The sequence below is a fragment of the Psychrobium sp. MM17-31 genome, from assembly GCF_022347785.1.
Lineage (GTDB): Bacteria > Pseudomonadota > Gammaproteobacteria > Enterobacterales > Psychrobiaceae > Psychrobium.
Genome location: NZ_JAKRGA010000003.1, coordinates 672,662 through 698,960, shown reverse-complemented (window position 1 = coordinate 698,960; position 26,299 = coordinate 672,662). Strand labels below are relative to the sequence as shown.

Annotated in this window: 25 protein-coding genes; 10 read left to right on the top strand and 15 right to left on the bottom strand. The window is 41.6% G+C overall.

Annotated features, from left to right (window positions below; genetic code table 11):
• Positions 1–2 precede the first annotated feature (2 nt).
• Positions 3–1,274: a polysaccharide biosynthesis/export family protein gene (locus MHM98_RS11940; RefSeq protein ID WP_239439542.1), complete on the bottom strand. Its 1,272-nt coding sequence runs from the start codon at positions 1,272–1,274 to the stop codon at positions 3–5.
• 573 nt (positions 1,275–1,847) lie between these two features.
• Between MHM98_RS11940 and MHM98_RS11935 the strand changes: the two genes are divergently transcribed.
• The 6 genes from MHM98_RS11935 to MHM98_RS11910 all read left to right on the top strand — a co-directional run bounded on the left by MHM98_RS11935 (position 1,848) and on the right by MHM98_RS11910 (position 7,234).
• Positions 1,848–2,222 carry a hypothetical protein gene (locus MHM98_RS11935; RefSeq protein WP_239439541.1) on the top strand — a complete coding sequence of 125 codons (375 nt, stop codon included), beginning with the start codon at positions 1,848–1,850 and terminating at the stop codon, positions 2,220–2,222.
• A 685-nt stretch (positions 2,223–2,907) separates the two neighbouring features.
• Positions 2,908–3,552, top strand: a complete 645-nt coding sequence (locus tag MHM98_RS11930) for a hypothetical protein (protein ID WP_239439540.1) — start codon at positions 2,908–2,910, stop codon at positions 3,550–3,552.
• A gap of 445 nt (positions 3,553–3,997) precedes the next feature.
• The gene (locus tag MHM98_RS11925; protein WP_239439539.1) at positions 3,998–4,453 is read left to right on the top strand and encodes a hypothetical protein; all 456 of its coding nucleotides are present in this window, start codon (positions 3,998–4,000) and stop codon (positions 4,451–4,453) included.
• A gap of 702 nt (positions 4,454–5,155) precedes the next feature.
• On the top strand, positions 5,156–6,463 hold the full coding sequence (locus MHM98_RS11920; RefSeq protein WP_239439537.1) for a HipA domain-containing protein: 1,308 nt from the start codon (positions 5,156–5,158) through the stop codon (positions 6,461–6,463).
• Between the two features lie 272 nt (positions 6,464–6,735).
• Positions 6,736–7,032 carry a BrnT family toxin gene (locus MHM98_RS11915; protein WP_239439535.1) on the top strand — a complete coding sequence of 99 codons (297 nt, stop codon included), beginning with the start codon at positions 6,736–6,738 and terminating at the stop codon, positions 7,030–7,032.
• Positions 7,025–7,234, top strand: a complete 210-nt coding sequence (locus tag MHM98_RS11910) for a BrnA antitoxin family protein (RefSeq protein WP_239439534.1) — start codon at positions 7,025–7,027, stop codon at positions 7,232–7,234. Before MHM98_RS11915 ends, MHM98_RS11910 begins: the two co-directional genes overlap by 8 nt.
• 100 nt (positions 7,235–7,334) lie before the next feature.
• Here the strand turns inward: MHM98_RS11910 and MHM98_RS11905 are convergent, their stop codons facing one another.
• The 3 genes from MHM98_RS11905 to MHM98_RS11895 form a co-directional block, all read right to left on the bottom strand.
• Complete coding sequence (locus tag MHM98_RS11905; protein WP_239439532.1) at positions 7,335–8,060, bottom strand: sugar transferase; 726 nt, start codon at positions 8,058–8,060, stop codon at positions 7,335–7,337.
• A 2-nt stretch (positions 8,061–8,062) separates the two neighbouring features.
• On the bottom strand, positions 8,063–8,923 hold the full coding sequence (locus tag MHM98_RS11900; RefSeq protein WP_239439530.1) for a WecB/TagA/CpsF family glycosyltransferase: 861 nt from the start codon (positions 8,921–8,923) through the stop codon (positions 8,063–8,065).
• A gap of 171 nt (positions 8,924–9,094) precedes the next feature.
• Entirely contained in the window at positions 9,095–9,919 is an 825-nt protein-coding gene (locus tag MHM98_RS11895; protein ID WP_239439528.1) for a putative nucleotide-diphospho-sugar transferase, read from the bottom strand.
• A gap of 328 nt (positions 9,920–10,247) precedes the next feature.
• On the opposite strand from MHM98_RS11895, the gene galU reads away from it, so the two are divergent.
• The 4 genes from galU to MHM98_RS11875 all read left to right on the top strand — a co-directional run bounded on the left by galU (position 10,248) and on the right by MHM98_RS11875 (position 15,316).
• On the top strand, positions 10,248–11,156 hold the full coding sequence (gene galU / locus MHM98_RS11890; RefSeq protein WP_239439527.1) for a UTP--glucose-1-phosphate uridylyltransferase GalU: 909 nt from the start codon (positions 10,248–10,250) through the stop codon (positions 11,154–11,156).
• 214 nt (positions 11,157–11,370) lie between these two features.
• On the top strand, positions 11,371–12,837 hold the full coding sequence (locus MHM98_RS11885) for a sigma-54 dependent transcriptional regulator (RefSeq protein WP_239439526.1): 1,467 nt from the start codon (positions 11,371–11,373) through the stop codon (positions 12,835–12,837).
• 207 nt (positions 12,838–13,044) lie between these two features.
• Positions 13,045–14,316, top strand: a complete 1,272-nt coding sequence (locus tag MHM98_RS11880; RefSeq protein WP_239439525.1) for an oligosaccharide flippase family protein — start codon at positions 13,045–13,047, stop codon at positions 14,314–14,316.
• The gene (locus MHM98_RS11875) at positions 14,306–15,316 is read left to right on the top strand and encodes a glycosyltransferase family 2 protein (RefSeq protein ID WP_239439523.1); all 1,011 of its coding nucleotides are present in this window, start codon (positions 14,306–14,308) and stop codon (positions 15,314–15,316) included. The genes MHM98_RS11880 and MHM98_RS11875 overlap by 11 nt, the downstream gene beginning before the upstream one ends.
• Here MHM98_RS11875 and MHM98_RS11870 read toward each other — a convergent pair.
• The 11 genes from MHM98_RS11870 to MHM98_RS11820 form a co-directional block, all read right to left on the bottom strand.
• Positions 15,313–17,112, bottom strand: coding sequence for an ATP-binding protein (locus tag MHM98_RS11870; RefSeq protein WP_239439522.1), 1,800 nt, complete (start codon positions 17,110–17,112; stop codon positions 15,313–15,315). The two genes, MHM98_RS11875 and MHM98_RS11870, sit on opposite strands and share 4 nt — an antisense overlap.
• 8 nt (positions 17,113–17,120) lie before the next feature.
• On the bottom strand, positions 17,121–18,344 hold the full coding sequence (locus MHM98_RS11865; protein WP_239439520.1) for an ABC transporter substrate-binding protein: 1,224 nt from the start codon (positions 18,342–18,344) through the stop codon (positions 17,121–17,123).
• Between the two features lie 113 nt (positions 18,345–18,457).
• Positions 18,458–19,831: a phosphomannomutase gene (locus MHM98_RS11860; protein WP_239439519.1), complete on the bottom strand. Its 1,374-nt coding sequence runs from the start codon at positions 19,829–19,831 to the stop codon at positions 18,458–18,460.
• Between the two features lie 11 nt (positions 19,832–19,842).
• The gene (locus MHM98_RS11855) at positions 19,843–20,559 is read right to left on the bottom strand and encodes a hypothetical protein (RefSeq protein WP_239439518.1); all 717 of its coding nucleotides are present in this window, start codon (positions 20,557–20,559) and stop codon (positions 19,843–19,845) included.
• Positions 20,560–20,732: 173 nt separating this feature from the next.
• Positions 20,733–21,104: a hypothetical protein gene (locus tag MHM98_RS11850; protein ID WP_239439516.1), complete on the bottom strand. Its 372-nt coding sequence runs from the start codon at positions 21,102–21,104 to the stop codon at positions 20,733–20,735.
• Between the two features lie 103 nt (positions 21,105–21,207).
• A complete protein-coding gene (gene can / locus MHM98_RS11845; RefSeq protein WP_239439514.1) occupies positions 21,208–21,858 on the bottom strand; it encodes a carbonate dehydratase in 651 nt (216 codons plus the stop codon).
• A gap of 191 nt (positions 21,859–22,049) precedes the next feature.
• A complete protein-coding gene (lipA, locus tag MHM98_RS11840) occupies positions 22,050–23,021 on the bottom strand; it encodes a lipoyl synthase (protein ID WP_239439512.1) in 972 nt (323 codons plus the stop codon).
• Entirely contained in the window at positions 23,008–23,685 is a 678-nt protein-coding gene (gene lipB / locus MHM98_RS11835) for a lipoyl(octanoyl) transferase LipB (protein WP_239439510.1), read from the bottom strand. Before lipB ends, lipA begins: the two co-directional genes overlap by 14 nt.
• 15 nt (positions 23,686–23,700) lie before the next feature.
• Positions 23,701–23,970: a DUF493 family protein YbeD gene (gene ybeD, locus MHM98_RS11830; protein ID WP_239439508.1), complete on the bottom strand. Its 270-nt coding sequence runs from the start codon at positions 23,968–23,970 to the stop codon at positions 23,701–23,703.
• A 299-nt stretch (positions 23,971–24,269) separates the two neighbouring features.
• Positions 24,270–25,445 (bottom strand): serine hydrolase, encoded by a 1,176-nt coding sequence (locus tag MHM98_RS11825; protein ID WP_239439507.1) that lies wholly within the window; start codon positions 25,443–25,445, stop codon positions 24,270–24,272.
• Positions 25,446–25,525: 80 nt separating this feature from the next.
• On the bottom strand, positions 25,526–26,299 hold the full coding sequence (locus tag MHM98_RS11820) for a septal ring lytic transglycosylase RlpA family protein (RefSeq protein WP_275441534.1): 774 nt from the start codon (positions 26,297–26,299) through the stop codon (positions 25,526–25,528).

The following is a 26,299-nucleotide window of genomic DNA, read 5'->3' as shown; positions in this document are numbered from 1 at the left end:
ACCTACAGTAACTTAAACGGTGTTATCAACTCGGCCATAGCCTTGGCGATATCACGTAGGTTAGTAACACTAGAGTCGTAACAAGCAACGGCATCGTTTGGCATCAAGTACGGATTAATGCTGTTTTTGCTTGGCATGGTAAGTAACTCTTCCACTGAACGTTCAATGACTTGAATTTGACCCGTTAGTGGATTTTTGCTTGAAAGCACAATGCGGCGCGGCGCGTTAGTCCAATCTTTACCACCGACGCAGTTGGCTGATACTGCTGCTTGTAGCAAACGCGTGCCATAAGGCAGGCTAGTCGAATATTTACCAATCGCTGCGCTGGTGTTATCGCCAGCTGAATCGATTAGATTCGACATAAATACGCGAAAACCTTTTGGCGTAATTTGGCTCGGTCTAACAAGGTGCGGTTGGAAACAACCTGTGCTTGGGACAATCACGCGATCGCCAGCTACCAATGGGTAATCTTTGACTAACTTACCAGTAAGTACACCCGTCATATCCACTTGTACTTGCCAGCCTTTACGTAGCAACATTACTTGATCTAACTTGGCATCAGGGCGAATACCTGAGGCGGCGCGTAGTGCTTCAGAAAGTAAACGAGTAGGGGAGAAATCACCTGACGCAGCAAGACGATCTTCTTGCGTTGCTCTTGGTAATTTGTCGTTAATCAGCACGCGACCCGGTTGAAATACCGCACCAGCTACTGACACTTCAATCGCCGACCAGTTAAGTACTTGAATTGTGACTGCGGCTGTTGCAGGTTGGAAAATATAATTGCGCACTAATGCCAACTCAATTTGTGTTTCCAACGTGTTAGTGGTGTCGCCTGCAGCGGCTATTTTTCCGATTTGTGGCATCTTCACCGCACCGCTGTTATCGATGATGTAACGGCCAGAGAAACCTTCGCCGTCTTCGATATTCACTTCGATTAAATCACCCGGGCTAAGCAATAAACCCTCCGCCAAAATCGGATCAACGCGCATATCAGGTAAATCATTAGCGGCAGTTAAGTTGAGTGGTTGGTCAGTGTAATAGTTAACAGGTGCAGCGGTGTTTTGCAGTTGCAAACAATCAAGACCACGAGCGAAATCGGCACTTGGCGGCGCTTCATGCACAAATTTATCGCCAGAGTTATCCATCGCCCCGTAAAACTGTTCGTCACCGCGATCTAAATCGCTCGAATAGTGTCTAACACAGCCCGATAAACTAAGCGCAGCAATGCTATAAGCGATCATCGATAATTGAATGAATCGTTGTCTCTTTAACATATCGCACTCCTTGTAGTTGTTTATCCAGTGTGTGGCTGTTTTGCGTTTTTAAATCTGATGATGAGTTATGTATCAGTGGATTGCAGGGACTGTACCAAGATTGGTTTGTTAGTTAAGGTATTGTTTTATATTGATTTTGTCGGGTTGTGTATTGGTGGTAAATGTTGGGATTTGCGTTTTGCAATGCGGGAATAGGGTGGTTTGCAAAATGGAATTTGGTTGAGTTAGGTTAACTCATCTTAACGTCAGGGACGATTACGTTTTTCACATGTTTATTTTTAAATCGAGGTTTTAAATGATTACAATTTTGATAATCTATTTATTTGAAAATACTAAGGATATTTATCTTCATTCGCTTTGTATATTAAGCGGTAAATTGCTTTAGGGTACATACTGTACACTAATTAATATTGATGAAGATGACAGCCTCATCAAACTTAAACGGCTTAGTCTGAGTCGTGCAGAGTCTCTAGGCGATGAGTATGACTCAAAATGATTTTGAAATTCGCAGTTTAAACAACCTTGAACAGGTTATTTTAAAAAGAAGAATAGTGAACTTTAATGAAAGACTATATGAAAAGCATGATTGTATTGATATGCGCTTTTACATTTTTATTTGCTTGTACGAAAACTAAAGAAAGCGGTTTCGAGAATTCCATCGAGAAAATTTTTACGGCTAACCCGAATGCGGACGCAGAAAAATCTATATTAAATGAAGACTTCCGCTTAATTGGTGTCTATAGCCATAAGATTTTGATCCCTGGAATTGATATTAAGTGCCATATATCACCAGCAAGAATAAGAGTTATTGATAAAACCTCTCATTTTTATCCAAATTATTCGGCAGCCAAATTTAACGCTTTAGCCCGAGTCTACGCGAAGTATTATAATGCTAGGATGGCATCGCATTATCGAGATAAAGGTTGGAGGATTTGCAATAAAAAGTGACACCCAAAAATTTCTCACTGATTTTTAATTACTTAAGTCGCATAACTTCGAAAGCTCAATACCTTCTCATAATAACAAAGAGTAAAAAAAGACATCCATATTTTTTTATATATTTACCCAGTGCTTATATAGCAAAAATAAGCAAAGCAGCCTTTTACAGTGGCTGCTTTTTTATTACTCGCCAGTTGAATTTTTTTGCTCTAGCGGTAGGGTGTTTTGAGCGTCTAGTGCTAAATACTGAGCGGTTAAATTTATGGCTGTCCCAAAATTGGTAATCTAAATGTATATAATGACGAAGAATCAGGCCTTTTAGATAAGCTTGTTGATGAGGAAATCAAGGCGTTTAATGAAGGGGCTCAAAAAACTCCATTGTGATTATGATTGTGTAGATAATTATCAAAGAGACACAGGAAAAAGTACGTACAAATGAGAGGAGTTGTATTACAAGCAGGGATTAGCACAACTGTATTTATAGGAAAAGACTATCGCACGTACAGAAATACGTTCCAACATGAATTTACTCACTATTTTGGAATGAGGCATCAAAAGAATGCACCAGATGGGAAGGCCGGAAGTATGACGTCATATAGTGAAATAAGAGAAATTCTAACTTCTGATCGAGTTAGATTTTATAACGCATACAATAGCGCATTGGGTCGCGACAAAGATAGAACAGGACACTAATATGGTACTTAAAATAAAATATTTTTATTTAGTTATTTTTATACTTGTTTTTAGTGGTGTCAACAGTAAAGAATTGAATAAAAAGGAGTTTTCATCGAGGGTGGATAATTTTAAGTCTTCAATTCCAAATACATTTAATTCCTATAATGAGAGATTTATCGAAATAAATGATTCATATATCTATACGGTAGAACTTGTTAAGAAAGGAATCTACTCCAGAGTATGGTGTTATTATTACATTGACCCGGTAAAGATTGTTAAGAAACAAGAACGTCCGATAAAACTCACTATAGAAAAGTTAATGGTTGCCCAGAAAAAAGCAAATGAATGTGGCTATATCGAAGGGAATAAAATTCCAAGAATATTAGGTACTTCATTTGAGTCAATTGAAGAGTTTAAGATTATTCAGGAAGAATTTTACGTACTGTTTAATTCAGAGACCTTTACAACTGAATTACGCTCAAATTATCCGCTAGATTATAACGATATTAAAAATAGCACATATATTTCGATGAGAAATCAAGGTAATGGACGTGTGGAAGTGTATATTCCAGTGTATAAAAATAGACGACTAAGAATAAATTTGGAATTTAGGTCAAAGCGTTTGATTGTTAAATCTCTGGTATTTTCGAAGGGGGCATTGTAAAAAGATTAGACATATATGGACGCTCCCTTGCTGTCAAGGCATTAGCCTGACTTTTGTGTCGCGATAGCGGCACAAATAACGCTTGTATTTTCAGTAGCCAATTGTTGCTGAAATAAAAAAGGGACAACCATTTTTTTCTATTTATTTACCAAGTGCTTATATAAAAAAATTGAACAAAGCAGCCTTTTACAGTGGCTGCTTTTTTATTACTCGCCAGCTGAAATTTTTGCTTTGGCAGTTGGATTGTTTTTTCGCCAAGTGTTAAAGCTCTATATGCTGAGCAGTTAAGTTTATGGCTGTCCCAAAATTGTTAAGTCCGACTTAAAGAAAGAATCTTGAGTATATAGCAAGATCGCGTGAATTAGACAGTTTAATTAAATCGTGAGATTTGTTAACAAGTGGAATTTTCAGCATACTGTCATCAATATTTTTGTTAATTTAAATTATGAATACTTTAGAAATCAGGAAGATTGGCTATCAATATCAAATTGATGGTGTAGAACAAGAAGCTCTGCATTATCAATCTGAGTTTATTGTTGATGGAATAGGTCTTTCACAGCTATACAATTTCGAAGAGAGTCGCCCTTGGTTTGGTCAAACTGAGTTTGAATCAACCACAAATCATAAAGCTGAACTAAAAGGGCTTGAGTTGCCCAATAATCAACTAAATAACGGTCGTTTTGTCCTTTATCGCTGTCACTGTGGTTGTGATTATTGTGGCGTAATATCTTGTAAAATCATTCGAACTGAAACTTCGGTTAAATGGACTGATATTTATTTCGGCGATGAAGATGGGAGATTTGAAGGCGAAGCTAGTGACAGTGTTTTAATTAATCTGACTGAGTTTGAATTCGATATAAATGAATATGACAGAGTCATTGACGAATTTTTAATAAAATGAACTGGCTGCGGTGTAACAATGATCTTTATATATGATGTTTTGAGAGTAACCCTGCTGCTTGTTATTTTTATAATGCTAATACATATAAGAAGGGATGTTGAACTTGATGTAAAACAAAAGCTCGTTTTGTATTTTCTATATATGCCATTTTTTATTTATTTTGGTGGCGTTGACTCTATTAGCGATTTTCCAATTTTAGCTTATTCTGATTATTACCCTTATAGAGCGCTATTAGTATTTTTGAGCTTTTTTATATCTTTTGTTTTTGTTGTAACAAAGAGCAAAAATGTTTGGTTAAGATTTTCCTTTCTGATGCCAATAATTCAGTGCCTTGTTGTTTTTTATTTAAATCTTTCTTATGAAAGTCGTTCTTTTTCCCTTTTCTTTAAAAGCTGGTTTGATTAATCATAAAAAGTGACACCCTAAAATTTCTCAATGATTTTTAATCGCTTAAGCCGCATGACTTCGAAAGCCCAGTATCTTGCAATAGATACTGGGCTTTTATTTTGCGATTTTGACAATGGGACTCATAAGTAAAAACAGCCAAAGTTCTAGGTTGTTATGCTAGCCTCTACTTCAAAATTTCATATTCCAAGCTCCAAAAACTAAGTAAAATGCCTGCTAGTTATTCTCGTCATTAATTGTTAGTATCAATTCTGTAATTCAATAATAACAAGTGTTTCAAAGGAATCTAATCTCGTCATGATTGACCGACTTTCCCGCTATTTACGCATGACTGGGCAATGTAGTTCAGCCGAATTGGCTGACTTTTTGTCTGTGAGCGTTTCTACTGTATCTCGTCAGTTAACTAAATTAATTGATGATGGAAAGGTGGTGCGTTTAGGTCAGGGTAAGAACGTTCGTTATATCTACCTTCGTGCGGTTAAGGGGGTTACTCAACCTGTTTTGGTTAGGCAAGTCGATGAAAATGCGGTTATTCATCAACTCGGTAAGTTATGGATTATTGATAATGGTAGTGTTTTGGAAATGGATAACGAAATAGTTGCCTATGATGATTTACCATGGTTTTTCTTTGACTTAAAGCCACAAGGATTCATCGGTCGTTTGATTGGTAAGCGGGTAGCGTCAAATTTACAAGTCTCGCCACGAGTCGATAGTTGGAGCAGTGATGATGTGCTGCGCTATTTAGTATTAGAGCCAAATAACACGCCGGGCAACTTTGAGCTGTATAAAAATTTCGATACGGTGCGAAGTGTTAAATCAAGCATCCCAACGCGTGAACGAATATTAGAGCGCTATGAAACTCATTTAACTAAGCCAATGTTTACTGAGTTTGAAGAAGCTGGAGGTTCATCAGCAGGTGGCGAGCAACCGAAATTTAATGCACTTCTTGGTTCGTCTAAAATTGTAAAATATAGCCAATCGCTCAATGTGGCTAACTCTAATGCCGAGAGGGTAAAAGATTTGCTCATCTGTGAGCATCATGCGCTAAACGTATTGCGTGAATACAATGGTTATGCGGCAGAAACAGATATTTTTGTGACCGAGAAACGCGCCTATCTTGAAGTCAAACGTTTCGATAGGACCGTTGTCGAACGTGAGGAAGGTCAAATCGGCATGGTGTCACTTGAAAGTGTGATTGCTGAATTTATTGGTTATGTAGAAAACTGGTCTGACGCTGCTGATAAACTATTGGCCCAAGAGATTATTAAACCTGACCAAGCTGAGTTGCTAAAACTTTGGTTATCATTCAGTAGGCTTATCGGAAATACGGATACCCATAATGGTAATGTATCGCTATTTTTAGATGGAATAACTCCATCAAAACTAACGCCTGCATATGACATTTTGCCCATGGCATATATGCCAAATAACGCCGATATTCCGACGCCTAAGGTGAAAATTGTGCGTCCTGACAATATTTCAGATGAGATTTGGCAACAGGCTACATTATTGGCTGGTGATTTCTGGCAACGAGTTTCTGATGATTCGAGAGTTTCGGAATCTTTTAAAACTATCGCTAGTGACTGGTTGAAGGCTATTTTGTAAAAATTGGATACAATTTTTAGCCGATAAAGCTCCCTATTTAGTAATAAATAGGGAGCTTTTTTTGCAGGTTAATAAATCTAACCCTTTCCTAATCTAATACGCGCCTTTCGCTATTAATACCGTTGGGACAGAGAAAAATAAAAAGTGACACTCAAAATATGACAAAGTAATTGCTCAATTCTCTAAGCAGCAAGAAAATGAGGCGCTGTAGGATCATTTGGATTCTAATATCAAACTTGCCAAATAATTACAATATAACTACACTGTAATTTATGAGTGACATTATATTTGAATGGGATCCTAATAAAGCGAGTTCGAATATAAAGAAACATGGTGTGAGTTTCGAAGAAGCACAGTCTGTATTTTACGATTCCTACGCTCGATTAATTCCAGATCCCGACAGCTCTTTTGGCGAAGAGCGCTTTATTCTTCTCGGTGAAAGCAGTCAATTCAAAACGCTTGTCGTTTGTCATTGTTATCGAGAGCCTGACGATAGGATTCGTATTATTTCAGCGCGAAAAGCTGAAAAGCACGAGCGTAAACAATATAAGGGGTTCCGATATGCGTGAACAATATGATTTTTCAGAATCCGTATCTAATCCGTACGCGAAGAAACTTAAAAAACAAATTACTATCCGTTTAGATCAGGATGTTATTGAATACTTCAAGCAACTATCTGAGCAAAATGGTATTCCTTATCAAAATTTGATTAACCTTTATTTAAAAGACTGCGCAAATAGCCATAAAGAGTTAAAACTTGATTGGAAGTAATGTTGTAACTCTAATGAGTTAAGTCTTTAAATATTAAAAGCTCCCTATTTATCAGTAAATAGGGAGCTTTTTTGTATCAATGAAAAAATCTAACCTTTTCCTAATACGCGCCTTTCGCCATTAATACCGCTGGTACTGTTAAAAACAGTAGCTTGATGTCAAGCCATGGGCTTTGCTTGGCAATGTATTGGGTGTCTAACTCAACTTGTTGTTCAAAGTCGATATCGGCGCGGCCTGATACTTGCCATAAGCCGGTTAATCCCGGTTTTGCATGTAAACGAGCTTGTTGCTGGTGGCTGTATTGCTCGACTTCGCTGGTGAGTGCTGGTCTTGGGCCTACTAGGGCCATATCTCCATTTAACACGTTAAATAACTGTGGCAATTCGTCGATTGAGTATTTGCGAATAAACCAGCCGATACAGGTGATGCGCGGGTCTTTTTTAAATTTCTGACATAGGCCCTGACGATTGCTTTTTGCAGGATCTGGTGCTTTGAATCGCGGATCCGTTGGCAAGTACATTGAGCGTAGCTTATACATGGTGAAGCGGCGGCCGTTTTCACCAACACGCAGTTGGGAGAAGAACACTGGGCCACGGCTCTCCAAGCGAATGAGCAAGGCAATAGTCAATAACAGCGGGCTTAGTAACAGTAACATCACTAATGCTAACATCTGACCAATGACGAGTGGTAAACCGCGATGTCCGCATTTCTTCTGCTGCGCTCTTATAGTCGCAAGCGTTTTTGTCATACGTTTTTGCATCAAGGCCATGCGAAGCACGTGAGTCAATGAGTGTTTGTTGGTGCGATCTATTAGTTGAATAGCCATGATTAAGCTCCTTTCTTAGCTAAGCCAAGAACGTAAGTGCGAAATAGAAATAGGGGATTGCCAACGACGTAGCGTTTGAATTTAACGCGGGGCTCTTGCATTAAACGCCACAACCATTCGCCACCTAGGCTGCGTAGCCATAACGGTGCGCGTGGAATGTTGCCGCTGAAAAAGTCGAATAAACCGCCGACAGCTAACACTGTGCGGCATTGCAGTTTATCTTTGTGCTGGTTGATCCAGCGCTCTTGCAGCGGTGAACCCATAGCCACGAGCAACACATCACAATGGCTATCGTTAATTGCGTTAATGACTTGCTGATTATCGCTATCGTTAATGAAACCGTGCTGATAGCCCGCGATGCTAAGTTTGGGAAAATCGCGAATGAGGTTATCACGCATCTCACGTGCCACACCCGGCGCTGCGCCAAGTAGATAAATAGAGCGCTTGTGATTGATACACTGTTGACACAACAGTGGCAGCACGTCTGTGCCATTAACGTTATCTTGCAGCTGATAGTTAGTATGACGTGCTGCCATGCGCATGCCGCTACCATCTGCAAACAGGGCATCGGCTTGGTTTAGCTGGTGATTAAATTCGGCATGTTCAACCGCGAGATTTATGGAATGGGCATTAACGAAAAAGCCAACTTTGGGGCCAAGTGGATTGGCTTTAGTCGTCATCCAATTAACCGCCTGCGTTTTACTGACGTTGCGAATATCAAGTCCAAATAGCTTGACGATATAAGGCGCATTATTCACGCGCGGCTTATTGTGGTTAGCTGGTTTAATTGCTGTAACGCGTTGCCATAAATTTAATAGTGAATTTGTGGCTGACGGTGATTTATTTACGCTTGCAGTTTTCATAAATACACTCCTTGTTAAAGGTTGGTATTGCTGTTTTTGTTTGTTCTATACTGCTGGTTGCTTAGGTTGTGCCAATATTTTAATTTTTATTAAGTTATTGAAATTACGTTGTTTTATGGTTTGTGTTGAGTTTTTAAATAATTAATTTACTCGCAGAATAAAAATCCATTTTCATTTTGCGAGGCGCGAATTAAGTGGTGAATTGGCGGTTTGCGGCGACTCATTAATAGCGCGATGACAAAAGTTGGGAAAGTTGTGTAATGTTTTCTGGGTTTGCTCAAGCAGCAAATCATCGCGGCGAGACTTTTTACGCTGTTTGGTAAACAAGCGTTGTAGTCTAGCTATCTTATTGGCCAACACAAACATCAGGTAATGTGTTGCTCGCTCTATTGAGCCACTGCGCAGTGGGCCGTAGTTGTGGTGTCTAATGAAATCCGTTAGGTAATAGCTGCTCGTGTTATTCCATTCTTGAGGGATTTCTTTAATAAATCGACACCCTTCGCTGTGGCTGATGACATGACTATTTTCCCCCCAACCAACATCGTATTGCGGCTCTACCTTTTCATGGCGGTGGGTAATAATGCGTTTCAACCAACTTCGCGCCTGCGGACAATTGCGAATAATCATTACGCCTGAATTAAATCGATGTGAGTAACCCTTAGCCATGTAAATGGATTTCGCTGGCACAAAAACGGTATTTAGCGGCGGGCAGTTGTCATTAATATAGGCATCGGCATCGACGAACATCACCTGTTGATAGCCGGCGCGCAGTGCGGTGTACATTAAGGTGAGTTTGAGCCAGCAGCACTCGATACCCATTGGCGAGTAAAATGGTTTGGTGACAACTTCGTAGTGATAGTCGTGCCTTTCTGCATAGGCGCGATGTGATGCAAGGTGTTTAAAGTAACGCCATTGATATCCATTTAAGGCAATGCTAAATACCAGCGTGGTATGGCGCGATGTTTTCGCTTCTGCTTGAAAGGGTGCTTCCATCATAGGGCCTCCAGTCAGTTAAAATTAACGTCCTTAAGGCTGATAGCAATTAGTATTCCTGTTCACTATTTTTTGTTAATCCATTGAATTATATTGATTTTCAATTTTGGTCGGAGGTTGTGGTGCTGTGTTGTTTTGCAAAATACGAGCACTAATTAGTGCTACGCATTGCAAGATGCAAAATAATGCGATTTTAAATGTGCAAATTTATCACTTTGTTATTTATAAACAATGGCTTGCTGTAGTGGCACGGATGTCGCTATGTCTTGTTACACCATAAATTGATTTGATATTTGATTCGCTACATTTAGCAAGGACAAAGGTGACTATCATGAACGGTTTAGCTAATAAAACAGTAAAGAAAGCAGTGATCCCAGTTGCGGGTTTAGGTACGAGAATGTTACCTGCGACCAAGGCTATTCCCAAAGAAATGCTGCCGATTGTCGATAAGCCGATGATTCAATACATCGTCAATGAATGTATCGCCGCAGGCATTAAAGAAATTGTGTTGGTGACACATTCATCGAAAAACGCGGTAGAAAACCATTTTGATAAATCTTTTGAGTTGGAAAGCACGTTAGAGCAGCGTTTTAAGCGTCAACTGCTCGATGAAATTCATTCGATTTGTCCTGAAGACGTGACACTTATTCAGGTGCGCCAAGGGGAAGCAAAGGGCTTAGGTCACGCGGTATTAAAAGCACGTCCTATTGTTGGTGATGAGCCATTTGCCGTTGTGCTACCGGATGTGATTTTAGATGACGCTTCGGCGGATCTAAAAACACAAAACTTAGCGGCAATGCTTAATCGCTTCAACGACAATCACATTAGTCAAATTATGGTAGAGCCAGTGCCTGAGGAGTTAGTGAGTCAATATGGCGTAGCTGATTGCAATGGTTGTGTGTTATCTGAAGGGCGCTCAAAACCAATGATTCGCGTCGTTGAAAAACCTGCTATCGATGAAGCGCCATCGAACATGGCGGTGGTTGGCCGTTATGTATTATCAAGCGCCATTTGGGACTTATTAGAGCAGACACCACCCGGCGCTGGCGATGAGATTCAATTGACCGATGCAATTGAGCAGTTGATTCAACTTGAAATGGTCGAAGCCTTTCATATGTCGGGACGCTCTCACGATTGCGGCAGTAAATTAGGCTATATGCGGGCGTTTGTTGAATATGGTTTAAGAGATAATAATTTAGGCGATGCTTTTAAAGCTGAGCTACAGGAGATTCTCGCTTAATAGAATTTTGCCTTTCGTCATTTGCAATTGAAAGCGACAGCCTAGGCTGTCGTTTTTTTAAAGTTTTGTTTTTAGTCACCTTTTAATACATAATCAAAACATACTGCGATTGTTATTTGTATAGCTAGATTTTATTAGAAATGCATGGAGTAGCGCGTTGTTAATAAATTGGTGCAAATAAACCCTACGCAGAGCCCGTTCAAGAGGTGAGATTATGGAAAATATAAACCGTCCCCGTGTTCTTTTTGTCGATGATGAGCCTGATGTTTTGCGCTCGTTATCTCGTATTGCTCGCAAATTAGATGCTGAAATTCTAACGGCCAATGGTGGCCATGAAGCATTAGAAATTATTGAGCAATCTCCCGTTGATGTGTTGGTTACCGACATGCGAATGCCGCAAATGGATGGTAATGAACTCTTGGCGCAGGTGGCCAAGAAAGCGCCGGAAACCGTGCGCATTGTCTTAACTGGTTATGCCGATATGGATATGGTGTTGGGCGCAATTAATAGCGGTCATATTTGGGGTTATTTGCAAAAGCCGTGGGACAACATGGAGTTGATTGTTAAGCTCAAACAAGCGCTGCAACTGCAACAAGTGTTGGCAGAGCGCACCTTGATGCGCCGCACTATCGAGCAATATCAGTATTATCGCAAGGAGCATTTTGAAGGCTTCATTGGTGATTCGGTGGCGATGCAATTTGTGTATTCATCAATTGAGCAATGCGCGCCAAGTCAGGCGTCGGTGTTTATTACCGGCCCAAGTGGATCGGGTAAAGAAGTAGCAGCTGCGGCGATTCACCAGCTGAGTAAGCGCAGCGATAAACCTTTTGTGGCGCTTAATTGTGCGGCGATCCCCAGCGAATTAATGGAATCTGAAATCTTTGGCCATGTAAAAGGTGCGTTCTCTGGTGCGGTGTCTAATCGTGATGGCGCTGCGAGTTTGGCTAACGGCGGTACCTTGTTTCTCGATGAAATAGGCGAGATGGATATCAATTTACAGGCTAAGTTACTGCGTTTTATTCAAGACGGAAAATTTCAAAAGGTCGGTAGCGGTAAAGAAGAGCACGCAGATATTCGATTTGTGTGCGCCACCAATCGCGATCCGCAGCAAGCCATCAAAGAAAATAAACTCAGAGAAGATTTATTTTATCGCTTAAATGTTATTTCGTTATTTATGCCGCCACTTAATCAGCGTGATCGCGATAGTTTGAAGTTAGCAGAACATTTCTTGCAGCATTACAGTGAACTTGAAGATAAAGCGTTTGCGGGATTTGCTAGTGATGCCCAACAACTGATTTTAGATTATGAATGGCCAGGTAACGTGCGGCAGCTGCAAAACGTTATTCACAGTTGTGTGGTCATGTCGCAAGGGCCTATGGTGTCGAGAAAAATTGTCGAAAGTCAGTTAGGACAAGCACAGCAAAGCGTTAGCCGTTCAAGCTCAATTAAAGCGACGCTTAATCAGCCGATTCAGAGTCAGTCAGTGGCCGATGATAGTTCGTCAGCTGATGCGGTTACTATGTCGTTAGCACAAATTGAGCGCCAAGCGATTACGCAAACTATTAAACGTTATGGCGGTAATGTGGTTAAAGCCGCTAATGAATTAGAAGTAAGTCCATCGACCTTGTATCGTAAAATTCAGCAGTGGCAAGATGAAAGTAGTGAGCAAATAAGTTCGTAAATTGATTTAATTGCTCCTTTCCAAATTGCGAAAAAGCCCTATCTACGCGTTGCATTGTGCAATGTCGAGATAGGGCTTTTTATTTTTGCGTTATAAAATCATTACAAATCAATCAATTAAAAACTAAGGCAGAGTGGAACATAAGTTGAAGAGCATAAGTTGAAATTAGCTGAAGAAAGCTGATACCCCATACAAGGATATCGCGTCATGACGACTTATTTGAAACAACTGCTGCGGCCTATGTCGCTGTTATTTTCCAACGCTGCTTGGCTCTTTGGTGCCGAAATTCTCGCTAAGTTATCTCGCATCGTGACCATTATTGTACTGGCGTTTATGCTCGCGCCTGTTTCTTATGGCACGGCGATGTTGGCGCTGGCTTGTCATGACTTATTTTCCTTATTGCTAAAAGCGGGTGCCGGGCCGCAGATTATTCGCTGTAGTGAACAGCAACTGGTGCAATATGTTCAAAATGGCATTGTCATCCAATGGGGGATTTGTGCGCTGCTTATTTTGTTGCAAATGTCGCTTGCAGGCGCAGTGGCCAGTTGGTATGACAATCCTGATATTGCGCAATTACTGTGGGTGATGGCGCTGACTTATCTGTTGTATCCGTGGGTGAGTATTCGTATTTTTCTATTGCAGCGTGACAATAACATGCGCGCTTTTGGTATTCGCCATGGCATTTGTGTGACGGCTGAGAATTTATCGATTGCGCTATTCGCTTGGTATGGCGCAGATATTATGGCGGTTGCTTATGGCAAGCTAGTGTTTTCAACATTGTGGCTCGTGTTATTCATTCATTTACCGTCACCACGATTTGAGTGGCGGGTAGATTGGACTGTGCTAAAAGAATTAGTGACTCGTTCGGGGCAGGTGTTTAGTAGCGAGCTATTGAAAAGCTTGCGTCTGAATCTCGATACTTTTATCGCCGCTAAGGTGATGACGCCAGAACTATTTGGTTTCTATAGTTTTGCTAAAAATGCGGGCATTGGCTTAAGTCAGTCGCTTGGCAACGTCTTTAATGCCGCGCTTTATCCGTTTTTATGCAAACTTCACCGCCAACAAACATTAAGCAATCATCTGCTGCTAATTTACGGCATAAGTGGCGCCGTCGCACTCATTTTTGCGTTGCAAGCTGTGGCTGTTCCGATTTATCTACCGTTGTTATTCGATGCTAAATGGCAATCAGTGACCACTGTTGTGTCTGTAATGTGCTTAGTGGCGATGCCGTCATTACTGATAGATGCACGCTGCACGTTAGCGCGTGCCCAAGCACACTTTCATCAAGAAATCGTTATTCGATTTGCCTGCCTAGTGATCAGCGCGAGTTGTTTGCTGATTGCCAATCCATTGCAACCGTTAGTCTTTGCTCAAACGCTACTAGTCGCAGGCGTTCTCTGCTGTATCACCATTTTCATTGCCCCTGTCATAACTTCTTATGGCACGCGATTATTAAGGAGAGTTAACAATGAATATTAATAATGTCCCAATTGTTTCTGTCGTGGTGCCGATGTATAACGTCGATGCCTACATCGCAACCTGTATTAATTCGGTGCTGGCGCAATCATTTAAGCAATTTGAGCTTATTTTGGTTGATGATGGCTGTAGTGATAATACCGTCGCCATTGCTAAAGGTTATGACGATTGTCGTATTAGAGTGGTGTCGCAGCGTAATCGCGGCTTGTCTGGCGCGCGCAACACGGGGATTGATGTGGCCCGAGGAATGTATATTGCCTTGCTCGATGCCGATGATTATTGGGCGGAAGATAAGCTAAAGCTGCACGTTAAACATCTTAACGCTAATCCACAGGTGGGAATTAGCTATAGTCCGTCATTACTTGTCAATGAGGACGGAGAAAATTTAGGTATTGGTCAGTATCCTAGATTACGTGATATTACGCAGCAACACGTGTTGTGTCGCAATCCGGTAGGCAATGGTTCAAGCCCAGTGATACGCCGCTCTGCGCTAGAAGATATTGCGTTTTATGGCAGTGGCGAAAATAAATATCGCAAAATGTATTTTATTGAGTCGCTCAAGCAATCGGAAGACATTGAATTGTGGGTACGTCTTGCCATTTCAACCTGTTGGCAATTCGAAGGCATTGAGCAACCATTGACGTTTTATCGAGTTAATCAAGGTGGTTTATCCGCCAATATCGAGGCTCAATTTAGTGCCTGGAAGACGGCTATGGCGCTTAATAAAGCCGCTGCGCCTATGCTGTTTAACGGTTATTATCGCTTGGCCAAAGCCTATCAGCTGCGCTATATGGCGCGTCGTGCTATTCAAAGTGATAATAAACTGCTTGGACTTAAACTGGTCGTTAAGGCGCTAATATGTGATGTTAGGATCTTGTCGCAAGAGCCAAAGCGCACAATGATCACTACTGCTGGCGCTTTGGTTAAGCTACTGCCCGCAAAGCTTTACGCCAAACTAGAGCAGGTGGCGATGCAGTATTTTGGCGCCAAGCAGATAAGTTAACTTTGTTCGCTGATAGGCAGATAAATAGTAAAGCTGCTGCCTTCGCCGACTGTTGATTCAACTTCGATACGGCCCCCGTGTTGTTCCATGATGCTGTGGCTTATCGCTAAACCAAGCCCTGTACCTTGACCTGCGGGTTTGGAGGTGTAAAACGGATTAAAGATCTCGCTAAGCTTGTCTGGCGCGATACCTTCGCCAGTATCGGTAATTTGTACAAATATTTCGTTATCTTTAACATCACTAACGATAGTAATGATGCCTTTGTCTTTAATCGCTTGTCCTGCATTGTGTAACAAGTTCATCAATACTTGGTTGATTTTGCTAGGGAACATCAATGTAGGTGGCACATCACCTAATTGAGTCTTTATTTCACAATGATATTTGAGTTCATTTTGCGCCATGACCAAGGTGGCTCTGAGTCCTTCGTTAATATCGCTAAGCACCATTTCTGGCGAATCATTGCGGGCAAAAGTTTTTAGACCTTTAACTATTTCGGTGACGCGGGCGATACCGTCGTTGGTACTGTCGATTAGCGGATTAATATCGTCAATAATAAATTGAGCATCGTGACGCTCAAAGAGTTCATCGAATTGTTGCTGCAGCGTTTCGTCAGTCATTGTCGATTTTAGCTCGTCGATCAGCGCTAAAATATCACTCCAATAGCCTTGTAGCGTATCGATATTACTTTTAACAAAACCGATGGGGTTATTGATTTCGTGGGCGACACCAGCCACTAATATCCCTAGACTTGCCATTTTCTCATTCTGAATACGTTGTGATTCACTTTCTTTGAGATCTTTATGACTTTGTAATAGCTCTTTTTGGCTGGTGAGCAGTGCTTGCTCGCGCTGATAAATGGTGCGGCTCATGCGGTTAAAGCTTTTGGTGAGCCGCGATAGCTCTTTGATTTTTATATCACTGGTGAGTTCAGATAGCTCTTTGCCGTCTTCGAGTGAGGTGGTTGCTAGCGCGAGTTTTTCAACGGGATCGACTAAATAGCGGCGGCCGAAGTAATAAGCGAGGCAGGATATAATCAAGATGGCGATAATAATTAGCACGGTGAGCTGAATAATTAGCTCACTCATTGCCTGATTGATTAGGGTGTCATCATAGATAAATTGTAGTGATAAGCCTGCAATCGGCCAATCGATATCGCGTGTAATGCCTTGGTTAATGTCACCCAACTGAGCTATAAGAGTGCTGCTTTGCATAAACTTAATAGTTAAGCCTGCTGGCGCGCCAATTTTTTTAAGAATGTCTTCAAAGGCAATAGTTGCAGTTATAACACCTTCGATTTCACCTTGATAATCGATGGCTTGGGCGAGTACCCAATAGTAGTTTTCTCCGATTTTTTTCACGCTAATGTGCGAGGGAATGTCACCTGCTAATAGTGGCGGAAGCCACGGCGCGTCGTGATGATAAAAGCCTTCGAGATCATTAGTGGCGTAAATAAACTGCCCTTCAAAATCGAGTAAGCTGAGTTGGTATTTATCACCTAAAAAACGCAGGTGCTGAAAGTATTCGGCGATTTTTAGGCGATTAACCGTTGATTGCATCATCGACTGCACAATGAGCGGGTGCTGGCTTTGTTCCTGTAAAATCAATTGTCGGTTGGTTAGAAACTGACGCAAGCTTTTACTTAAGGTATCCGTCTCTAATTTTACGAACGCTTGTTGTTGTTCGTTCACTGATTTAGCAGCTTGGCTCACCACCACAAAGGTGGTGAGTAGCGCTAGAGCTAAATAGCTGACAAAAATAAATTTAGCGGTAGCAAACGAAATTGAGACTTTATTCATGCAACTGACTACTCATTAGATAGATTGATTAGGCGAACAGCGTTGTTGTTATCATAGAAGCCCATACGATAATCGTCGATAGAGAGCGCCTCGTGCGCATTTGGACTATCGGCTGAATAGCTAGAAAAGGGGTTATTGTAGGATTTTATTAATCCTTGCTGTGGTGTAGTTAGGTTTTCTAGCGCTTGGTGAATGGCAAGCATATCTTTGTTTTTATCACCGCTGAGTGGCACGCTTTTGATTGCACTAATCAATAGTTTAGTTAAATCATATGCGTGAATAAATCCCGTAGCGGCTGGCAATTCTTCAGGTGATTTAATGTTTGAAAGCGAGGTTAAGCGGTTAAATACCTGTTTGCTAAACGCTGTATTGTTTTTCGATAAAAACGAGAAATTGGTTTGGATAAACTGTAAATCTATCGCGCTTCTTTCTGCCATGGTGACTTGATTAGCAAAATCACCGCCAGTAATCCCCCAATGGCTGCGCATTGCAATGCCGCTGTTTAGTGCGGCCAGTTGTTTTGCGAAAATAATACCTTCTGGCGCGTTGCCGACAAACAAGATAACGTCGGGTTTGGCATTAATAACGTCGTGTAAAATAAGTCGTGCTTGGCTGTCATTAATTCCCCAATTAAAGCGCTGTACGCCAATGTGTTTGACACCTTTATCAGTGATGGCTTGCGACATCTTATTGAGGTTTGACTCTCCCCAACCAGTGTTTTCCAACAATAGGTAAGGACGTTTAAAACCTTGGTTTAATGCTCGGCTAACAATGAATTTTCCAGCATTACTGTCATCGATTGACAGTCTAAATATCCAGTTCTCGTCACTATTACTGCGAGTAATCGGGCCCGCAGCAGCCCAAGGTACAAGCGTTAAGATACGATTTTTGTTAATAAAGGATTTGTTGGCCAGTAATGGTGGAGAATGTAAGCCACCAAAAACCGCGATAGCGCTTGGATCTTTTAAGAATGCTTTAAGATGTTTCGCACTGCGCCTTGAGTTGCCGCGATGGTTTTTTCGCACAACAGAGAGCCTGTAGCCTTGTAATTGATGGCTCTCTTCACTTAGCGCTGTATTGATACCTAACTCAATGGCATGGGCTGCTTGCTTTAGCGTTGAAAAATCGGCATCGAGATAGAGTTTTAGTTCTTTGGGAGGTGCTGAATAGGCAAATGAGTTAGCGCAGATAAACAGGCCAGAACAGAGTAATCCAATTAGTATTTTTCTCATTATTTTCAGCTCCTTGCTTCGTATCAATCTCCATCTAATCATACTTTCTACATAAATAAAACCTACACCACCGATATGGTGGTGTAGGGCGACTTACTCATTAGATTTATTGGCTAGGCATGGCTAGCCTGTAATAACCCCAGCAGATAGTTGGTTTGTTGCTGCATTAATGCAACGTCGCCACGGCTTTCGACATTAAGTTTTAATGGTCCGTTTGGCGAAGACTGAAATAGATTGAAACGCCAGTTATTGAAGCTCATTGATAGACCGTCGGTGTGTTTAATTTCTGTGGCGCTGCTGGCTAGTTGATGCTCGATATCATCCAATACAGCGGCGCTATTTTTAATCTTGCTGTCGATTTCTCCTGAGGTTGGAAATGCTAGCATTTGTTGATTAACTAATTCACTTAAGCTCTGATTAGTCTGTGAGATTAACTCGCAAATCATTAACCATGGGATCATGCCACTTTCGCAATAGAAGAAGTCTTTAAAGTAATGATGCGCATCAATAGAACCGGCGTAGACAGCATCTTCTTGGCGCATTCTGTCGGTCATTGGTTGCTGGCCACATTGACACTCGATGGCTTCGCCACCTGCGTTGGCAACGGCGGCTTTGGTATTCCAAATCAGGCGACAATCGTGAACAATTTTTTGCGAAGGTTGTTTTTGAGCAAATTGCTGAGCGAGTAGGGCAATGATGTAGTATTGATCGACAACATTACCCTGCGCATCAAAGAAGAAACAACGACTGAAGTCACCGTCCCATGCTAACCCTAAATCGGCGCTATGGCGTTTTACTGCATCACTTGTTTTACGTTGGTGATGGGATAACTCAGGATCTGGCGCACCGTGGGGAAACTCACCGTTTGGTTGGTTGTTAAGTTTGATGAGTTGAATCGGCACTTGCTGACCTAGAAACGCTGTTTCCAAGGCGTTAATCACATTACCAGCCATGCCATTACCTGCATTAACGACAATCCGTAAAGGCTTGATCGCACTTACGTCAATAAAACTCAGAATTTGTTGAATGTAGGCCTTAGTATAATTTTGGTAGACCAACTTTCCTGCACTTTTAGGCATTGGCGGTTCATGATTGATGATGGCTTGTTGAAGCATCGCAAACTGCTGTTTGCTGCAAAGTAACTGATTTTGCGCATCGATAATTTTAAAACCATTAATAACTTTTGGTTGTGCGCCACCGGTTATCATAACTCCGCCGTCTGATTGGCTGACTGTATTTGCGAAACATAACTCTTCACTGCCACACAAACCAATATCAATCACGTTACAACCAGTGTTTTTAATACCTTTAATTAGCGCCTGTTTTAATGTTGGCGTAGAGAGGCGATTATCACCGCCCACCACTAAGCAATGTGCGTCTAATTGTTCTGCAACGGCAGCGCCGAGACGATAAGCAATCTGTTCGTTAATATCTTTGTTAACTACGCCATTGATTTCTGATTGGTGAAAGCAAGTAAGTGTTTCCATGACTAGTTCTCCTAGTTTAAGTGGCGATTATTGATGACACAGTAAGCTGGCATAAGCGCTTTTAGCTGTTCTTGAGGAACAACAGTTGGCCAGCGACTTTGAAGGGGAATTTCGATTGATTGCTTGGCAAAGGCGAAAATAGCGCTGTCGACTTCACTAATTTGGCACTGACTATAAAAGCCATTATCGAGATTAACGACCTGGCTTTGCGCATTGATGTCGTTTAGGGCAATTGAACGTTGGCAATATTCTAGCAACGGGCTGTGATTATCTTCGACGATGTCTAGTAGCGTATTAGCGCTCATTAACCAAGGGTTAGCTAGTTGATTTGCTGCTAAGGCGATGTTGGCTGTGTTGTCGAGGGTTACTAAATAATCTTCTTGAGCCACTTGTGCTGCTAGATATAGGCTGTGCTCAAAAGCATCGTAATCGTCGATGAATTGTGGATGATGAAACACCGCCAAAGTTGCGTTTGTTTGCTCCAACAGACTAATTAAAGCGGCACTGGTAAGTGCTGGCGTGGTGCCCTTTTCACAAGGTGTCGACAGTATTAGAGCCTTGATATTCGCTTGTGTTAAATACAGTTCGATACTGGCTTGCCATGTTTGAGGACACACGATAACTGGGCGTTGGCATCCTAATGGGCCCACAATATCCATCACATTGGCAATCAGTTTATTGGCATTTGAGGCGTGTAAACTATCGATAACTATGATCGGTGTAAACATAAGCGTTGCTCCATCCATTTAAGCGTAACTTGATAGAGCAGGTTATGTTCCAATGTTTAAATAGCTAGTTAATACAATATGTTACTGAATCTAGTAAAGGATTTTGAGCAATTCTTTAACGCTAATTTTGCAAATTGCAATGAAATATAAAAACGAGAAAAGGATTATGTTTCTTATTTGAGGTATTTATTGGGATGTACCTCGGCGTGAGGGAATTTTTCTTGATGAGATTCGAGGGCTTTTTTGATGTGTTGATAGTTTTCAAAGCTTGGCATTGAGGTTTCAGCACTCTGCACAGAGCTTTCATTAGCCTCATCATCTAAATAATAAATTGTTGATTCATCGTCAGGAGCTTCGATTATCTCTGGTGATTTTGATGCAAACGGTGATTTAGGAAACCAAATATCAATACTTGAATGAGCGACAATTAATACGAACGGTAGCGCTAACCACATTAACTGTTTTTGATACAACAAGCCGAGAGTTAATAACAAGCAGATAAGAGTGATGTAAATAAATATTAGCTGTGTTTTGGGTTGCATCATCCATGTTCCAATTAAGCGGGGTGAAAAATGAACTGCATTGATTCACTCCCTGAATCAATTTCTTACAGTCTAACAATTATTTATAAATTGTATACCTTTTTTGTTACGCGTTTGTTAATTTTTCAATTGCGCGCTTATACATAGGCACTGCTTCTTCTGCATTAGCGATACAAGTATCTAGATCGCGTAGTTTGCCATCGCTTAAGTGATAAACCCAGCCGTGTAGACGAAGCTCTTGGCCACGCGCCCAAGCATCTTGAACGATTGAAGTGTGGGCAACGTTCATAACCTGTTCAATAACGTGTAGTTCAGTCATACGATCTTGCTTGGCACCAGCGTCAGTAAAGGTATTTAGGTGTTCACTGTGCTTGTGTTGTACGTCTTTGATATGGCGTAACCAATTGTCTACCAGACCAAACTTGGCGTTGTTCATGGCTGAGTTAATACCGCCACAGTTGTAATGGCCTGTCACAATAATGTGTTTTACTTTAAGTACTTCAACAGCGTATTGAATCACTGAAAGACAGTTTAGGTCGGTGTGAACAACACAGTTTGCAACATTGCGATGTACGAAGAGTTCCCCCGGTTTTAAACCGACAATTTCATTGGCTGGAACACGTGAGTCTGCACAACCAATCCACAGGTAATCTGGATTTTGTTGTTCGCTGAGTGATTTAAAGAAACCTGGCTCTTGTTCTTCAACTTGTTGAGCCCACTGCACATTGTTGGCAAATAAGTTTGGTAGAAATTTCATGAAACTCTCTTTCTGATCAGTAAACGGGTTTTATTGTTATAACATGACATAAAATGTCAAGGCGGTGGTTATAATAGCGGTAATTGGTAGCTTTTAATAGTAGCTGTTAGCTGGTCGGACGGGAATATTTGAGAATTTTTAGTTGCTGCGGATATCAAAAAGGCAACTTGCGTTGCCTTTTTAAAGGTTAATTATTTTACTTCTTTACCTTGCGCCTGTAGGTCGGCGTGGTAGCTAGAGCGTACCATAGGGCCACACGCTGCATGGGTGAAGCCAAGCTCATTGGCAATTTCACCGAGCTCATCAAATTCAGCTGGTGGCACGTAGCGTACAACAGGAAGGTGATGTTTACTCGGTTGTAGGTATTGACCTAAGGTAAGCATTTCTACATTGTGTTCACGTAGGTCTTTAAGTACTTCAACGATTTCTTCGTTTGTTTCACCCAAGCCCATCATTAAGCCAGACTTAGTAGTCACTTGTGGGTGCATTTCTTTAAAACGTTTCAGAAGCAATAATGAGTTTTTGTAGTGAGCACCTGGACGAACTTCGCGATATAGGCGTGGCGCTGTCTCTAGGTTGTGATTAAGCACATCAGGTGGCTCAGTCGCTAAGATATCGAGTGCTTTGTCCATACGGCCTTTAAAGTCTGGGACGAGAATCTCGATTTTAATGCCTGGTACAGCGGCACGAATTTCACGAACACAGTCGGCGAAATGCTGAGCACCGCCATCACGCAAGTCATCGCGATCTACTGAAGTAATTACTACGTATTTTAACTTCATGTCCTTAATGGTGGCTGCAAGCTTAGTTGGCTCTTCAGCGCTAACTGGCAGCGGACGGCCATGGGCAACGTCACAGAACGGACAACGACGTGTACAAATAGCACCTAAGATCATAAAGGTCGCTGTACCATGGTTAAAACACTCTGACAGGTTAGGACAAGAAGCTTCTTCACATACTGAGTTAAGGTTGTGCTTGCGCATCGCACCTTTAATTTCATCAATACGGGCAGAGCTGCTTGGCAGTTTTACGCGTAACCATTTTGGCTTGCGCAGCACTTCTTTCTTTTCTTGTTCAACGATTTTAACAGGGATGTAAGCGAGCTTGTCTGCATCACGCAGTTTTTCACCTGCAACTAGCGTAGATTGTTTAACCTTCGTCATTAATAAATCCTGTAATTTCTTCAACCTCGCTGTAACCTAACAGCTGGGTAATAATTGGCATGAGGTCACGCTGTACGCGTTCGACATTGTCGATATTGCTATAGTCGCTGACTTGAATCATTTCTAGTCCTGCGTAACCACATGGATTAATTTGTTTAAATGGCGATAAGTCCATATTGACGTTTAGGGCAAGGCCGTGAAAAGAACATCCTTTGCGAATGCGTAGCCCTAATGAGGCAATTTTCTTTTCGTCAACATAAACACCCGGTGCATCTTTTTTCGGATAGGCACTAATATCGTATTTCTCTAGTACTTGTACGAGAGATTGTTCAATACGGGTCACTAACTCTCGAACGCCAATCTTTAAACGTTTGATATCAAGGAGGAAATAAGCCACTAATTGACCAGGTCCGTGATAGGTTACCTGACCGCCGCGGTCGACTTTAACAACGGGGATGTCACCAGCAAACAGCATGTGTTCTTCCTTGCCTGCTTGGCCTTGGGTAAACACAGGCGGATGTTCAACAAACCAAATCTCGTCTTTTGAATTAGCGTGACGATTGTCAGTATAGGCTTGCATGGCATGCCAAACGCGTTCGTAATCGCGCTCGCCTAAATAGCGATAGACAATGGGCTGTTGTGTTTGCGGTGATTGCTCAGTCATAAAACCTCAACAATATTAAAGTACGTAACGTACGATATCGATACCTGATAATGATTTGTAAAGGGTTTCAATGTGCTCTTTACTGGTCACTGTGAGTGAATATGAAATAGAGTGGTACTTGCCTGTACTGCTCTTTCTAACACCAGGTAGACGTTTGTAGGCATTTGGTGTTAGTTCGTCTAATACGACTTCAATTTTAGTCGGCAGTTCATCCACTGCGTCGCCCATGATGCGAAATCCGAACTCACATGGGAAATCTAGGATTTCATCAAATTTAGTGTCCATTGTAATCTCCAACACTGTTTGGCTAACAAGCTGCGCTTGTTTTTATTGATAGGTTAATACACGACGGTCGGCGATGGTAGCTAAGTTTGCTAATGGGCATCTATTCGTCGGTATTTTGGGCAGCGCCCAAAAAATTCGGGCTATCTTAACTGATCATCTATGTTGGGGCTAGCACTATGAGCGAAAACTTGGATACAGTTCGCCTGATCCGATGATTGAAATTGCTATAACATATAGGATTCTATTCCAATAAAAAGGCCGCTAAATGCGGCCTAGATAAGGGTATGTATTAGCGTTTTTTAGCTAAACCAGCCGTTAATCATTTGCTTGAAGTAATCCATAGTGCGCTTAAACCAGCCACCTTGTTCAACTTCGTTTAATGTCACTAGCGGATAGCTAGCGATGTCTTTACCGTCAAGTTGGATAAATACTGTACCCACTTGCTCACCTTTAGCAATCGGCGCTTCTAATTCTTTAGAAAGCTCGAAGCTTGCTTTGAGGTTTTTACTTTGACCACGACGAATAGTTAATGGCGTTGACTCAGTGATACCTAACTTTACTTCATCTGTGGCACCGTACCATACGCGCTGGCTGGCAAATTCATGACCCGCTTGGTATGGGGTGACAGTTTCAAAAAAGCGAAAGCCATAGTTTAAGATTTTCTTGCTTTCACTTGCGCGAGCTCGGGCGCTCTTGGCACCCATAACAACAGCGATCAAACGCATATTGTCTTTAGTAGCTGAAGAAACCAAACTGAAACCAGCTTTTGAGGTGTGGCCTGTTTTCATGCCATCAACGTTCATGCTCTTATCCCACAGCAGGCTGTTGCGGTTAGCTTGTTTGATGTTGTTGTAGGTAAAGAACTTTTCTTTGTAAAGGGCGTATTCTTCTGGTGTTTCGCTAATAATAGCGCGCGCTAATAACGCCATGTCAAAAGCGGTTGTTTTGTGTTGCGTGCTGTCTAAACCATGGCTGTTTTCAAAGAAACTGTTGGTCATGCCAAGTTCTGTCGCCACATTATTCATAATGTCGGCAAAGCCGTCTTCTGTACCAGCAATGTGCTCAGCCATAGCGACACAAGCATCATTACCAGATTGAATTACGATGCCGCGATTTAAATCAGCAACAGAGATTTCTTTGCCAACTTCGATAAACATCTTTGACGAGTCTGGGAAGTTCTTGGCCCATGCATTTTCGCTGATCGTAACTAAATCACTGTTCTTTAAATTACCGCTCTTAAGCTCACGACCGATAATAAAGCTGGTCATTAATTTAGTTAAGCTTGCAGGCGCTAATAGGTCATGCTCATTTTCAGCGGCTAGTACTTTCCCCGTTGTTTGGTCAACTAGGATATAGCTTTTGGCTGCAACTGTCGGTTGATTTGGAATAATGGTCGTTGCTGCCACAGTGTTTGCCGAAATTAGCATAAGAGCCACTGTCGTTGCCTGTTTTAGGCGGCGAGAAAATGTAAACATAAAAATGTAACCGTAATAAATGAAAAAACGCGCAGTTTACGAATAAGCTTGCGAATAAATAAAGCAGCAATACTAACTAATTAAGGCATTTTGATAAATGCTTTTGGGAAATTAATTTGCACTTTTTTTAGGACAGATTCACAGTGAGTTAAGCTCACTATCGGTCCTAATAAAAGTCGATTAATTTTCCCAACGGATTCAATCGTATAAGGCACTTGGTGTGTTTGCGACTCGGCAGTTAATATTTCCGTCGCTCGTTGCTTATCGGAATTGGCTGCTAACTGGATAAAGCATTCTGGATATTGGAACTGTTGTGGCTTTTTCGGTGAAACCACTTCAATGGCCACGCGAGCAGTACCGTGTTTTAAAACTCCAAGTTTATAAGCGGCGCCATAAGATAAATCGATGATTCTGTCGGGATGAAAAGGTCCGCGATCGTTCACTCTAACGATAGTACTTAGGTTATTTTCGAGGTTGGTGACCTTGACAAAGCTTGGGATTGGCAGGGTTTTATGCGCCGCTGATAAACCATACATATTAAACACTTCACCATTAGAGGTGTCGTGGCCATGGAATTTCTGGCCATACCAAGAAGCAATGCCTTGAGCTTTATAGCCAGTGGCGTCTTTGAGAACTTGATAGTGTTTACCGCGCACTTGGTAATCGTTATTTGCCCATCGCGATGGCGGCAAGTATTGCGGCTCAATATCGGCAATTTCTTCGGCGGTTGGTAAACGACTCGGTGCGTGATCTTGCTCGATATCATAGCGCGACTGGCTCGGCATCAGAGTACAAGCTCCCAGTGACAAAATAGTCGCGCCTATTATTAAACGCTTAATGGAATGAACTAGCAT